Origin of the sequence: Sphingomonas sp. GV3, from assembly GCF_031082075.1 — a bacterium.
GTDB lineage: Bacteria > Pseudomonadota > Alphaproteobacteria > Sphingomonadales > Sphingomonadaceae > Sphingomonas > Sphingomonas beigongshangi.
The window spans coordinates 2,652,208-2,664,959 of sequence record NZ_JARWLE010000001.1; the positions used below are offsets into that span (position 1 = coordinate 2,652,208).

Annotated in this window: 11 protein-coding genes; 5 read left to right on the forward strand and 6 right to left on the reverse strand. The window is 67.9% G+C overall.

Going from position 1 to position 12,752, the window contains the following annotated elements; translation table 11 throughout:
* Nucleotides 1–7: 7 nt before the first annotated feature.
* Nucleotides 8–2,110, reverse strand: a complete 2,103-nt coding sequence (locus RF701_RS12735) for a bifunctional (p)ppGpp synthetase/guanosine-3',5'-bis(diphosphate) 3'-pyrophosphohydrolase (protein ID WP_308815167.1) — start codon at nucleotides 2,108–2,110, stop codon at nucleotides 8–10.
* Nucleotides 2,111–2,233: 123 nt separating this feature from the next.
* On the opposite strand from RF701_RS12735, the gene RF701_RS12740 reads away from it, so the two are divergent.
* On the forward strand, nucleotides 2,234–2,686 hold the full coding sequence (locus RF701_RS12740) for a helix-turn-helix domain-containing protein (protein WP_203308792.1): 453 nt from the start codon (nucleotides 2,234–2,236) through the stop codon (nucleotides 2,684–2,686).
* 4 nt (nucleotides 2,687–2,690) lie between these two features.
* On the opposite strand, the gene RF701_RS12745 is transcribed toward RF701_RS12740, so the two are convergent.
* From RF701_RS12745 to RF701_RS12755, 3 genes are all read right to left on the reverse strand, one after another.
* Nucleotides 2,691–3,467 carry a sulfite exporter TauE/SafE family protein gene (locus tag RF701_RS12745; protein ID WP_308815168.1) on the reverse strand — a complete coding sequence of 259 codons (777 nt, stop codon included), beginning with the start codon at nucleotides 3,465–3,467 and terminating at the stop codon, nucleotides 2,691–2,693.
* Between the two features lie 103 nt (nucleotides 3,468–3,570).
* Nucleotides 3,571–4,779 carry an LL-diaminopimelate aminotransferase gene (locus tag RF701_RS12750; RefSeq protein ID WP_308815169.1) on the reverse strand — a complete coding sequence of 403 codons (1,209 nt, stop codon included), beginning with the start codon at nucleotides 4,777–4,779 and terminating at the stop codon, nucleotides 3,571–3,573.
* Between the two features lie 183 nt (nucleotides 4,780–4,962).
* Nucleotides 4,963–6,774 (reverse strand): DUF885 family protein, encoded by a 1,812-nt coding sequence (locus RF701_RS12755; protein ID WP_374758624.1) that lies wholly within the window; start codon nucleotides 6,772–6,774, stop codon nucleotides 4,963–4,965.
* 139 nt (nucleotides 6,775–6,913) lie between these two features.
* On the opposite strand from RF701_RS12755, the gene RF701_RS12760 reads away from it, so the two are divergent.
* The 3 genes from RF701_RS12760 (at nucleotide 6,914) to clpS (ending at nucleotide 9,930) form a co-directional block, all read left to right on the forward strand.
* Nucleotides 6,914–8,653, forward strand: a complete 1,740-nt coding sequence (locus RF701_RS12760) for an alpha/beta fold hydrolase (RefSeq protein ID WP_308815170.1) — start codon at nucleotides 6,914–6,916, stop codon at nucleotides 8,651–8,653.
* Nucleotides 8,654–8,758: 105 nt separating this feature from the next.
* Entirely contained in the window at nucleotides 8,759–9,427 is a 669-nt protein-coding gene (locus RF701_RS12765) for a phasin family protein (RefSeq protein WP_308815171.1), read from the forward strand.
* Nucleotides 9,428–9,600: 173 nt separating this feature from the next.
* Nucleotides 9,601–9,930 (forward strand): ATP-dependent Clp protease adapter ClpS, encoded by a 330-nt coding sequence (clpS, locus tag RF701_RS12770; protein ID WP_203308881.1) that lies wholly within the window; start codon nucleotides 9,601–9,603, stop codon nucleotides 9,928–9,930.
* 120 nt (nucleotides 9,931–10,050) lie between these two features.
* Here the strand turns inward: clpS and RF701_RS12775 are convergent, their stop codons facing one another.
* Entirely contained in the window at nucleotides 10,051–10,782 is a 732-nt protein-coding gene (locus tag RF701_RS12775; RefSeq protein ID WP_203308787.1) for a Crp/Fnr family transcriptional regulator, read from the reverse strand.
* A gap of 132 nt (nucleotides 10,783–10,914) precedes the next feature.
* Here RF701_RS12775 and murA point away from each other — a divergent pair, with 132 nt between their 5' ends.
* The gene (gene murA / locus RF701_RS12780) at nucleotides 10,915–12,198 is read left to right on the forward strand and encodes a UDP-N-acetylglucosamine 1-carboxyvinyltransferase (RefSeq protein WP_210357186.1); all 1,284 of its coding nucleotides are present in this window, start codon (nucleotides 10,915–10,917) and stop codon (nucleotides 12,196–12,198) included.
* Nucleotides 12,199–12,231: 33 nt separating this feature from the next.
* Here murA and RF701_RS12785 read toward each other — a convergent pair whose 3' ends face one another.
* Nucleotides 12,232–12,750, reverse strand: coding sequence for a phosphoribosyltransferase family protein (locus tag RF701_RS12785; RefSeq protein ID WP_308815172.1), 519 nt, complete (start codon nucleotides 12,748–12,750; stop codon nucleotides 12,232–12,234).
* Nucleotides 12,751–12,752: the final 2 nt, after the last annotated feature.

Below are 12,752 nucleotides of genomic sequence, written 5' to 3' on the forward strand. Positions count from 1 at the left end.
TCGCCCGCTAGACCCGCTCGACCGCGTTCACCGCCTCCGCCGCGCGCAGCGCGGCGATCACGCGCATCAACTGGTGGAGGTCGTGCACCTCGACGTCGATGACGTTGGTGTGGAACACGGTATCGCGCGTATCGAGGCGCAGCGCGATGATGTTCGCCTTGTGCGCCCCGATGATCGTCGAGACGATGCCGAGCGCGCCCGGCTCGTTCTTCACCTGCACGCTGATCCGCGCGACCGCGCCGTCGGACTTGTCGCCCCAGTCGACGTCGACCCAGTCCGTCTCGTCCGCGCCGCGTTCGGCGAGCTCGGCGAGCACCGGGCAGTCGATCGCATGCACCTCGATCCCCGCGTCCGGCCGGCGCAAGCCGACGATCCGGTCGCCGGGCACAGGGTGGCAGCATTCGGCCAGGTCGAAGGCGACGCCCGGCGTCAGTCCCTTGATGGAGATGGCGGTGGACTGCGGCGCCAGCCGCGCGGCGTCGGTGCCCGCGGAACCTGGCATCAGCGCCTCCATCACCTGCACGTCGGAGACGTGGCGGCGCGCGATCGCCATCATCAGCGCTGGCTCGTCCTGCAGTTTCAGCCGCTGCACCGCATGGTCGAGCGCACCAGGAGCGAGTGTCGCGGGCAGGCGGCGGACGATGTCGTCGTAGAGCGTGCGTCCCAGCGCGATCTGCTCGGCCCGTTCGGTATGGCGCAGGTGGCGGCGGATCGCGGCGGAGGCCTTGCCGGTGATGGCGAAATTGAGCCAGCCGGGCTGCGGCACCTGTCCCTTGGACCGGAGCACCTGCACCTGGTCGCCGTTCTCGATGACGGTCGACAGTGGCACGACGCGGCCGTTGATCTTCGCGCCGACCGCCTGGTCGCCCAGGTCGGTGTGGACGGCATAGGCGAAGTCGATCGGCGTCGCGCCCTTCGGCAGCTGGATCAGCTCGCCTTTGGGCGTGAAGGCGAAGATGCGATCCTGGTACATCGCCATGCGGGTATGTTCGAGCAGCTCCTCGGGACTGCCCGCGGTATCGAGGATCTCGACCAGATCCGCGATCCAGCTGTGCTGGCTATCGGCGCGGACCTGCTTTTCCTTATAGGCCCAGTGCGCCGCCAGGCCGAACTCGGCCTCGGCGTGCATCTCGGGCGTGCGGATCTGGATCTCGATGCGCGCATTGTCGGCATGGATGACGCTGGTATGGAGCGAACGGTACCCGTTGCGCTTGGGCGTCGAGATATAATCCTTGAACCGCCCCGGCACCATCGGCCAGCGCCGGTGGATGATGCCCAATGCGCGGTAGCAATCCTCGACCGTCGGGACGATCGCGCGGAACGCCATGATGTCGGAAAGCTGCTCGAAGCTGATGTGGCGCTCGCTCATCTTGCGCCAGATCGAATAGGGGTGCTTTTCCCGGCCCGTCACCTCCGCCTCGACGCCGGCGCGGGCAAGCAGCAGCTTGAGGCCCGAACCGATCTTCGCGATCCGGTCGCCGCCGCCGGCCTTGAGCTGGTCCAGCCGCTTGCTGATCGACTGATAGGCCTCCGGCTCGAGCTGTTCGAAGGCGAGCGTCTGCATCTCCTTCATGAACTCGTACATGCCCACCCGCTCGGCGAGGGGGGCATAGATGTCCATCGTCTCCTTCGCGATCCGCCGCCGCTTCTCGGGCTTCGGAATGTGATGGAGCGTGCGCATGTTGTGGAGGCGGTCGGCAAGCTTGACCAGCAGCACGCGGATGTCGTCGGACATGGCGAGCAGGAACTTGCGCAGATTCTCCGCCGCCCGCTCGTTCTCGGTCTGCGCCTCGATCTTCGACAGCTTGGTGACGCCGTCCACCAGACGCGCGACGTTGGTGCCGAAGACGCGCTCGATCTCCTCCGACGTCGCTACCGTATCCTCGACGGTGTCGTGCAGGATGGCGGTCGCGATCGTCTCGTCGTCGAGTCTCAGGTCGGTGAGGATGCCCGCCACCTCGATCGGATGGCTGAAATACGGGTCGCCGCTCGCCCGCTTCTGGCTGCCATGGGCATGCATCGAGAAGACGTAGGCGCGGTTGAGCAGCGCCTCATCCGCATCGGGGTCATATTCGAGCACCCGGTCGACCAGTTCATATTGCCGCAGCACAGCATCAACATGGGGCGGGGCGCCACGCTTTGGCAATGGCTTGTTGCCGATGAGCGTGATCGTTTTTGCCGCTTCGGCGTATTTGCGCTAGCTTGGCCGGCTAGCCGCGGCCACGAGGTGACGATGGAACAACTGCGCGAGACCCTGAAGGAATGCAGCCTGCCCGCTGCCTTGGAGGCGATGGGGGAGCGATGGGCGTTCCTCATCCTGCGCGCGGCATTCAACGGCCTCCATCATTTCGAGGAGTTCCAGTCCGAGCTGGGGATCGCGCGCAACATCCTCGCGAACCGCCTGGGGCGACTGGTCGAGCACGGCATCCTGAAGCGCGAGGCGATGGCCGATGACCGGCGCAAGGTGCGCTATTCGCTGACCGAAAAGGGCTTCGCGTTGATGCCGACCATGGTCGCGCTGCGGCAGTGGGGCGAGCGGTGGGAAACCTGCCAGCCCGCCTTTCCCGTGCTGGTCGACGCGCGCGATCGACGGCCGATCGCGCCCATGGCGGTGCGGGCGCATGACGGGCGCGTGTTGGGGAAGGGCGAGATGATCTGGGCCCGACCCGAGGAACTGGGCAAGTAAGCCGCTACATCAAGAGCTTGACGCCGACGATCGCCAGCACTGCGGCGAGGATCGGCCGCAGCGCGCCCTCGCGCATCATGCCGGCGAGCAGGCTGCCGACGACGATCCCGGGAACGGAGCCGACCAGCAACGAGCCGAGCAGCGCGAGGTCGACCGAGCCGAGCAGCCAGTGGCCGGCGCCGGCGAGCAGGGTCAGCGGCACCGCATGCGCGATGTCGGCGCCCACGAGGCTCTTCAGCGGCCGCCGGGGGTAGAGGACGAGCAATGCCGTCATGCCGAGCGCACCTGCGCCCACGGAGGTCAGCGAGACGAGCGTGCCAAGGATGGCGCCCAGCCCGACGGTCAGGAACACCGGCTCGCGCCCAGGGGCTTCGCCCAGCCGCGGCGTCAGCGCCGCGACGATGCGGTGCCGCAGCAGGGTCGCCACCGCGGACGCGACGAGCACGACGCCGAGCAGGCTGGCGAGCAGATGCTCCGTCGCCGGCGAATGCTCGCTCGCCTGGCCGAGCAGCAGCAACGTGACGATGGTCGCGGGAACGCTGCCCGTCGCGAGGCGCCCCACGATCCCCCAGTCGAGCGTACCGCGCCAGCCGTGGACGGTGGTGCCGACGGTCTTGGTCGCGGCGGCGTAGAGCAGGTCGGTGCCGACCGCCGTCGCCGGGTGGAAGCCGAAGGCGAGGACCAGGATCGGCGTCATCAGCGATCCTCCGCCGACGCCGGTCAGGCCGACGAGCAGACCGACCAGCACGCCGGCGAGCGAATAGAGCGGCTCGATCGTCATCGCGGCCGCGCTCCGCGATCGCGCAACGGTGCTGGCGCGTGAGCGGGAACACGACTCAAGGCTCCGGCCTCGCCGAACCCCCCCGTCACGCTGATACGATCGCTCAACCCGCGTTCCGGCTCGGCGTGTTGACGCCCATGCTGGAAAGGTAGCGCTTCACGTTGCGCGCGGCCTGACGCAGCCGTTGTTCGTTTTCCACCATCGCGATGCGCACGTAGCCTTCCCCGTTCTCGCCGTAGCCGACTCCTGGCGCAACCGCGACATGGGCGTGAGTCAGCAATTGTTTGCTGAACTCAAGGCTGCCTAGGTGGCGCAAGGCCGGCGGCAGCGGTGCCCAGGCGAACATCGAGGCAGGCGGCGCGGGGATGTCCCAGCCGGCGCGGCCGAAGCTTTCGACCAGCACGTCGCGGCGCTTGTGATAGAGTTGGCGGTTCGCCTCGACGATGTCCTGCGGGCCGTTGAGCGCGGCGCAGGCCGCCGCCTGGATCGGCGTGAAGGCGCCATAGTCGAGATAGCTCTTCACCCGCGTCATCGCCGCGACCAGCTTGCGATTGCCGACCGCGAAGCCGATCCGCCACCCCGCCATCGAATAGGTTTTCGACAGGCTGGTGAACTCGATCGCGATGTCCTTGGCGCCCGGCACCTGCAGGATCGAGACGGTCGGCTTGCCGTCGTAATAGAGTTCCGAATAGGCGAGGTCGGAAATGATCCAGACCTGGTTCTCCTTCGCCCAGGCGACCAGCCGCTCGTAGAAGGCGAGGTCGACCGTCTCCGCCGTGGGATTGGACGGATAGTTGACGACGAGCACGCTGGGGCGCGGGATGGTGAATTCCATCGCGCGCTGCAGGCTGGCGAAATAGGCTTCGTCGGGCGTTGTCGGCACGGCGCGGATCGTCGCGCCGGCGATGATGAAGCCAAAGGTGTGGATCGGATAGGACGGGTTGGGCGCGAGGATGACGTCGCCCGGTGCGGTGATCGCGGTGGCGAGACTGGCCAGCCCCTCCTTCGACCCCATGGTCACGACGACCTCCGTCTCGGGATCGACATCGACGCCGAAGCGGCGGCCGTAATAATTGGCCTGGGCGCGGCGCAGGCCGGGGATCCCCTTCGACTGCGAATAGCCGTGTGCCGACGGCTTCTGCGCGACCTCGACCAGCTTTTCGATGACGTGCGGTGGCGGCGGCAGATCGGGGTTGCCCATGCCCAGATCGATGATGTCCTCGCCTCCGCTGCGCGCCGCCGCCCGCATCGCGTTGACTTCGGCGATGATATAGGGCGGCAGGCGTTTGATGCGGTAGAAGTCGTCGGACATGGGGCACCATATGGTTGCAGGTGCCGTCTACCTACGCCGCGCGAGGGGGAGTGGCCACCCCGCGGCGATGGAATGTGTTCGTGCGGAGGTGCAGGGACGCAAAGATGTTGCGGCGCATGTCGCCCTCACCCGTCCAACCGCGTGCGACAGCGCCGGCCGGGTGAGAGGAGAGCGCGTCGGCTCCTACCGCACTCCCGCCACCCAGGCGTCGACCTGCTCCTCCAGCACGCCCAGCGGCAAGGCGCCGTTGGCGAGCACCACCTCGTGGAAGTCGGGTAGCTGGAATTTTGCGCCGAGCGCGCCTTCCGCCTTCCGGCGCAGGCCCGCGATGCGGAGCTGGCCGACCATGTAGCTCGTCGCCTGGCCCGGATTGTTGATGTAGCGGTCGACTTCCTTGACCACGTCGCGTTGCGACAGCGGCGCGTTGTCGGTGAAATAGGCGATGGCCTTGTCGCGGCTCCAACGCTTGGCATGCATGCCGGTATCGAGGACCAGGCGGCAGGCACGCCACACCTGCAGCGACAGCATGCCGAGTTCGGCATAGGGGTCGGTATAGGCCCCCATCTCCTTGGCGAGCCGTTCGGAATAGAGGCCCCAGCCCTCCGTATAGGCGCCGTAATAGCCGAAGCGGCGGAACTTGGGCAGCGTCCCGAGTTCCTGCGCGCGCGCAATCTGGAAATGATGGCCCGGTGCGCCCTCGTGATGGGCAATGCCCTCCACCTGCGGCTTCTGGACCTGGTTCATATCCGCGAGATTGACGTAGAAGATGCCCGGCCGCGATCCGTCCGGCGCGGGCGGGTTGTAGAAGGCCACCGATGCGGTTTCCTGCCGCCACGGTTCGACCGCCCGCACTTCGAGCGCCGCCTTGGGCAGGCGGCGGAAGAAGCGTGGCGCGGCCGCCATCGTCTGGGCGATCGCGGCGCGGGCATCCGCCAGATACTGCTGCCGGCCGGCCTGCGTGTTGGGATATTTGAACTTCGGATCGGTGCGCAGCGCGGCGAACAGCTGCTGCAGCGTGCCGGCATAGCCGATCCGCGTCATCACCCCCTGCATCTCCGCATGGATCGCGGCGACCTGGTCGAGCCCGAGCTGGTGGATCTGGTCCGCGGTCAGGTCGGTCGTCGTGTAATAGGCCAGGCGCGCCTGGTAATAGGCGTCGCCGGCCGGCAGGCTCCACGCGCCGTCATTGCCCTTCGACAGGGGCTCGATCGTGTCGAGCGCGGCGAACAGGATGTCGAACCCTTGGCGGAACGGACCTTTCAGCGCCGCGGTCGCGTCGGCGATCAGCTGCGCCTTGGTCGCGGCTGGGGCAGAAAGCTTGCCGACCTTCGTCTTGAAGTCGGCGAGCAGGGTGCTGTCCGCGCCGGTGTCGAACGGCGCACCCGTGATCACCTGCTTCGCATCGCCGCGCGCGGGGGCGAAGACCATCTTGGGCGGGACGATGCCCTTGGCCGCGGCGGCGCGCATGCGGTCGGCGACCTCCTGCATCACGCGGCGGCTGTCGACGATCCGGGCGATATAGGCGCGTGCGTCGGCGACGGTGTCGACGCGGTGCTGGTTGATCAGGAAGACGGGAATGTCGCCCGCGGGGCTGCCGTTGGTCGACACCGGGAAGGCATAGTCGCGATATTGCGCCTGGCGCGCGTCGGTCGCCACCTGTTCCTCGAACAGACGATAGCTCAGCCGTGCCTGCGGCCCCAGCCGGTCGGGGCTGAACCGGCGCTTCATCTCGGCAAGCTGGCTTTGGGACAGCGCGAGGCTGCGGCGCGTGGCGGCGTCCGTATAATCGTCGAGCCGGTCGTAGTTCGTCTTGAGGCCAAGCCCGGTCTGCGTCTCCGGGCTCAGCGCCACCTGCGCATCGAACGCCGCGTCGAGGAATGCAAGCAGCGCGGCATCGTCGCGTCCGGCCTGCGCGTGCAGCGCGGCCGGCATCATCGCCGACGCGGCGGCGCCCGCCATCATCGCCACGTACGTGCGCCTGTCGATCCGCATCATTCCTGCTCTCCCCGAGATTTCGCGTGAGCTATGACGGTTCGCGGCGCGCGGGCAAAGCCATTTCCGATCCCGCGTTGGGGGCGTTAAGCGGTTCCCCCGTCTGTGCTTACCCGCTATGCCGGTTCGCGGAGAGGAAGCCATGGCCGACCCGAACCCGACATCCCCCAAGACGCCCGATCTCAGCGAACTCCAGCACTGGACCTGGGTGATGGGACGTGCCCAGCAGATGATGATGGAGCAGGGGCTCGACTGGTTCGACGCCGCTCGGCTTCCGGGCATCACCGACACGCCGGCGGCCGCGCAGGCCCGCGATTTCTGGGCGGACAGCCTCAGCCTGTGGCAGCGGTTCCTCGATCCCGCCGCCGCGCCGCCGCCGCCGCCCGCGTCGGAGGGCGATGCGCGCGACAAGCGGTTCAAGGATCCGGCCTGGCGCGACGATCCCTATTTCGACTGGGTCCGGCGCAGCTACAATCTGATCGCCGACCATATGTTGCGCGGCGTCGACCAGCTGGACGGACTGGACGAGAAGCAGAAGCAGCAGATGCGCTTTGCCGCCAAGGGCTTCGTCGATGCGATGAGCCCGTCGAACTTTCCGGCCACCAATCCCGAGGTGGTGCAGCGAACGATCGAGACCAAGGGGCAGAACCTGCTCGACGGGCTGCAGCACATGCTCGCCGACATCGGCAAGGGGCAGATGACGCACAGCCCGGCCGACGCCTTCGAGATCGGGCGCGATCTGGCGACGACGCCGGGCAAAGTGGTGAAGCGCACGCCGCTCTACGAGCTGATCCAGTACGCGCCGACGACGGAGTCGGTGCTGGCGACGCCGCTGGTGATTTTTCCGCCCTGGATCAACCGCTTTTACATCCTCGACCTGACGCCGGAAAAGAGCTTCATCCGCTGGGCGGTGGAGCGCGGCATCACGGTGTTCATGGTGTCGTGGAAGTCGGCGGACGCGTCGATGAAGGACGTGATCTGGGACGATTACGTCGGCGCGCAGATCGATGCGATCGACACAGTGCGCGACCTGCTCGACGTGCCGTCGGTCCACACGATCGGCTATTGCGTCGCGGGGACGACGCTGGCGGCGACGCTGGCGTTGCTCGCGGCGTGCGGCGCGGCGGACAAGGTCGCGTCCGCCACCTTCCTGACCGCGCAGGTCGATTTTGCCGCGGCGGGCGACCTGACCCATTTCGTCGACGACGAGCAACTGGCGCTGATCGGCGCCCTGTCGCCGCAGGGGTTCCTGGACGGGCGCTACCTGGCGGCGACCTTCAATCTGCTGCGCGGGCGCGACCTGATCTGGAATTACGTCACCAGCAACTATCTGCTGGGCAGGGATCACATGCCGTTCGACCTGCTCCACTGGAACGGCGACGTCACCAACCTGCCAGCCAAATGGCATCTTTCGTACCTGACGGACCTGTATCGCGACAATCTGCTGGTACGGCCGGGCGCCCTGTCCGTCGCGGGCGTGCCGCTCGACCTGACCCGGGTCGCGACGCCGGCCTATGTCCAGGCGGGGCGGGAGGATCATATCGCCCCGCCCGAAAGCGTGTGGAAGATCACGCGTGTGTTCACCGGGCCCCTACGCTTCGTGCTTGCCGGTTCGGGCCATATCGCCGGCGTCGTCAATCCGCCGGCGGCGGGCAAGTATCAATATTGGACCAACGACGCCCCGCCCGGTTCGTCACCCGAATCGCTCGCCGACTTCCTCGCCGGCGCGACCGAAACGCGGGGCAGCTGGTGGCCCGATTGGGAAACATGGCTGCGCGACCGGGGCGGCGACATGGTGGCCGCGATTGGCGCGCGCGTCCCGGGCGAGGGACCGCTGCCCGCGCTGTGCGACGCGCCAGGAAACTATGTCCGGGCGCGGTGACGCTACGGAAAAGGTGCCTTGAGCGTTGGTGCAGTGCACAAAACCTCTTGATAATACCCGGATCATCCATTATTGTGCGCTGCAGCAAAACACTGGAGCAGGATGATGGTGGACAAGACCTCCAAGCCCGTCCGCAAGGCCGCGAAACCGTCGGTCGCGACGACCGCCGTTCCGTTCGCCGACGCCGTACCCGTGTCTGCGTCAGCCAAACCGACCGGCGTGAAGCCGGCTCCGCGCGTGCCGGAAGCGCCCGCGCTCCCGCAACCCGATGCCGCAGCGCCCGTCGCGACTCCGGCTCCCGCAGTGAAGGAAGTGACCATGGACACGATCGATACCGCGAAGACCGCCGCAGAGACCGCCACCGCCAAGGCGCAGGGTTTCATGAACGAGGCGGGCGACCGCGCCAAGGGCGCGATGGAAAAGGGACAGAAGATCATGGAAGAGGCCGCGGACTTCGGTCGCGGCAACGTCGAGGCGCTGGTCGAATCGTCGCGCATCGCGGCGCGCGGCTTCGAGTCGCTCAGCCATGACGGCCTCGCTTATGCCAAGAAGGCGTTCGAGGAAGCGACCGCCGCCGCCAAGCAGATGGCCGGCGTCAAGTCGCCGACCGAGCTGATGAAGCTGCAGGCCGATTACGCCCGCAACGCGTTCGACGCGCTGGTCGCGGAGAGCTCGGCGCGTGCCGAGACGATGCTGAAGCTCGCCGGCGAGGTCGCCCAGCCGATCTCGAACCGCGTCGCGCTTGCCGCCGAAAAGATGAAGGTCAGCGCGTAAGCATCCCGGTGAAAGCACGCTTCCCGCGTGTTTTGCCAACAGACATGCCCGGGAACGGGACGAACGGGGCGGGCGCAGCGATGCGGCCGCCCTTTTTGCTGCCGCAAGCCCTTGCCCCCACGCCCTCCGATGCCATATTTCGGCGCTTCACCATGACAATCGCACCGATCCACATGGCCGAGCGCCGCGACGATGGGCAGGATGACGGGACCGGAACCGGCCTCGCCACCAAGACCCGCGCGCGCACGAAGCAGCCGACGCCCTATCGCGTATTGATGCTCAACGACGACTATACGCCGATGGAGTTCGTCGTCCTGTGCCTGCAGCGCTTCTTCCGGATGAACATGGAGGAGGCGACGCGGGTCATGCTGCACGTCCATCAAAAGGGGGTCGGCGTCTGCGGCGTCTTCTCCTACGAGGTGGCGGAAACGAAGGTCGGGCAGGTCATCGACTTCGCCCGCCAGAACCAGCATCCGCTGCAGTGTACGCTGGAAAAGGCGTAAGCGGCCCGGCCTGACGGGGGCGATCGCCACCCTCGTCGCTGCCCCCTAGGCGTACTTGCCGAGATCGGAGCGGTGAGCGCTTCCCGGCGCCGCCACGATCGAGCCTCGCTGAACCGCGAACTAGCGCCCTTGCGGCAGCCAGGCGAGGTCGATGCCGCCGCCGCGCTCGACATGGTTGGCGGCGCGCATCAGCCCCTGCTCGTCCAGGAAGGTAAAGCGCCCGCCTTCGCGCGCGATCAGCCCCTCGTCCTCGAGCTGGCGCAGCATGCGGTTGACGTGCACGGCGGTCAGCCCGGTCGCGTCGCCAATCTCTTCCTGGGTCAGGCCGAGCACGAAGGAGCGTTCGGTGGGTGCGCGCCGCTCGCGCAGCCGGTCCCGGATCTCGATCAGCAGCGCCGCGACGCGCGCCTTCGCCGACGTGCGGCCCAGCCCCGCCAGGCGGTCGGTCAGCGCGACGCGCTCCATCTGATCGAGCGCGAGCAGCATCGCGGCCAGCCGGGGATGAGCGACGATCGTCGCGGCGAACAGGCTGCGCTCGACGGGCGCGACCGCGCATTCGGTCAGCGCCATCACCGTTTCGGTGGCCCCCCGATAGATCAACCCGGACATCGCGGCCATGTCGCCGGGAAAGAGAAATCGAAGGATCTGGCGGCTGCCGTCGGGCAGGATGACGTAGCTCATCATCGTCCCGCGTTTGATCACGAACAGCTCGCCCAGCCGGTCGTTCTCGCGCAGCAGCACCGCGCCCCGCCGCAGCTGCCGCTCGCGCTGCTCCAGCGCGTCCAGCGCCGCCGTCTCGCTTTGCGACAAGTCGATGAGTTCGCCGACGCGCGCGGCGAGACAGCTGGCCACCCTGTAAAGACCCCCGGAAAGCTTGAAGCGGGCACAAAGCAAAGCATCAGGATTGCTGCATTAAAATCGATCAAGGGTCGTTACGGATGCAGCCATTGCCGATCACCGGATATGATCCTAGACGCTCGCGTCATGGACCGTATCCTGATCCGCGGCGGCCACCGCCTGTCCGGCCGCCTGCCCATTTCCGGCGCCAAGAACGCCGCGCTGACCCTCATGCCCTGCGCGTTGCTGACCGACGAGCCGGTGACGTTGCGCAACCTGCCGCGATTGGCGGACGTCGACGGCTTCGGCCATCTGCTCAACCAGCTCGGCGCGTCCACCGCGATCCAGGGGACGCGGCCCGAGGATTTCGGCCGCGTCATGACGATTCGTGCCGGCATGCTGACCAGCACGGAGGCGCCCTACGACATCGTGCGCAAGATGCGCGCGTCGATCCTCGTGCTCGGACCGGTGCTGGCGCGGGCGGGCCAGGCGCGCGTGTCGCTGCCCGGCGGCTGTGCGATCGGCAACCGTCCGATCGATCTGCACCTGAAGGCGCTGGAAGCGATCGGCGCAGAGCTGGAGATGGCGGCGGGCTATGTCACCGCGACCGCTCCCGGCGGCCGGCTGTCGGGTGGCCGTTATCGATTCCCCGTCGTCTCGGTCGGCGCGACCGAGAACGTGCTGATGGCGGCGGCCACGGCGCGCGGCACCAGCGTGATCGAGAATGCGGCGCGCGAGCCCGAGATCGTCGACCTGTGCAACCTGCTCGTTGCCATGGGGGCGCGGATCGACGGTATCGGGACGGAGACGCTGGAGATCGAGGGCGTCGATCGCCTGCACGGCGCCACCTACGCGGTCATGCCCGACCGGATCGAGGCGGGCAGCTACGCCTGCGCAGCGGCGATCACCGGCGGCGAACTGGAGCTGGTCGGCGCGCGCGCGGCGGACATGCAGGCGACGATCGACGCGCTGCGCGAGGCGGGCGTGACGGTGACGGAGACCCGCGACGGGCTCAAGGTCGCCGCCGACGCGCCGCTTGGCCCCGTGACGCTGTCCACCGCGCCCTTCCCGGGCTTCGCGACGGACATGCAGGCGCAGTTCATGGCGATGCTGACGCAGGCGGAGGGCGCCAGCGTGCTGACCGAGACGATCTTCGAGAATCGCTACATGCACGTGCCCGAGCTCGCGCGGATGGGGGCCGACATCCAGGTCCATGGCCGTACCGCGGTGGTGAAGGGCAAGACGCGCCTGGCCGGCGCGCCGGTGATGGCGACCGACCTGCGCGCGTCGATGAGCCTGATCCTGGCCGGCCTCGTCGCGGAAGGGGAGACGGCCGTCGCCCGCGTCTATCACCTCGATCGCGGATACGAGCGGCTGGAAGAGAAATTGTCGGCGGTGGGTGCCGACATCGAGCGCGTCAGCGACGGCTGAGGGAGCGACTGCCGCCTGCCGCGGCGACCCCGATCAGGCGATCCGGTCGGGCACCTCGGCGGCATCCTCCTCGATCGCGGCCTGCGGTGCGACGGCTTCCCACGGGAAGACGAACCAGTCCTTCGTCACCCGCCGGTCGATCGTCCGCGCGCGATAGTCGACGCGCTCCGCCGATCTCTCATTGTCGATCAGCGTGGCGAAGCGGCACCGGTCGTCCGGCGCGCCCGCGCCCGACAGCGCGCCGCGCAGCTGTGCGATCGTCCGTCCGGAATCGTTGATGTCGTCGACGAACAGCAGGCGCCTGCCTGCCGCCGCCCATTGCGCGAGCCGGCCGAGCGTCGCGTCGACCAGATCGATCGCGCCGCTCGACTGGTCGCACGATACCATCGGGACGCCGGTGGCGTGGCTCAGATAGACTGCCGGCACCAGGCCGCCGCGGCCGATGCCGACCAGATAGTCGGGCCGCCACCCCGCATCCGCCGCGATCGCGCCGGCCAGCGCGTGGACATCGGCAACGAAGGCGTCGTGCGGGATGGCGGTGAAGATCGGCATCG

What these genes read in the sequence shown, in the direction of transcription:
- RF701_RS12745 (WP_308815168.1), bottom strand. Translation starts at nt 3,467, where the DNA reads ATGACGATCGAGCCGCTCTATTCGCTCGCCGGCGTGCTGGTCGGTCTG.
- RF701_RS12740 (WP_203308792.1), top strand. Translation starts at nt 2,234, where the DNA reads ATGGAACAACTGCGCGAGACCCTGAAGGAATGCAGCCTGCCCGCTGCC.
- RF701_RS12785 (WP_308815172.1), bottom strand. Translation starts at nt 12,750, where the DNA reads ATGCCGATCTTCACCGCCATCCCGCACGACGCCTTCGTTGCCGATGTC.
- murA (WP_210357186.1), top strand. Translation starts at nt 10,915, where the DNA reads ATGGACCGTATCCTGATCCGCGGCGGCCACCGCCTGTCCGGCCGCCTG.
- RF701_RS12765 (WP_308815171.1), top strand. Translation starts at nt 8,759, where the DNA reads ATGGTGGACAAGACCTCCAAGCCCGTCCGCAAGGCCGCGAAACCGTCG.
- clpS (WP_203308881.1), top strand. Translation starts at nt 9,601, where the DNA reads ATGGCCGAGCGCCGCGACGATGGGCAGGATGACGGGACCGGAACCGGC.
- RF701_RS12760 (WP_308815170.1), top strand. Translation starts at nt 6,914, where the DNA reads ATGGCCGACCCGAACCCGACATCCCCCAAGACGCCCGATCTCAGCGAA.
- RF701_RS12750 (WP_308815169.1), bottom strand. Translation starts at nt 4,779, where the DNA reads ATGTCCGACGACTTCTACCGCATCAAACGCCTGCCGCCCTATATCATC.
- RF701_RS12755 (WP_374758624.1), bottom strand. Translation starts at nt 6,774, where the DNA reads ATGATGCGGATCGACAGGCGCACGTACGTGGCGATGATGGCGGGCGCC.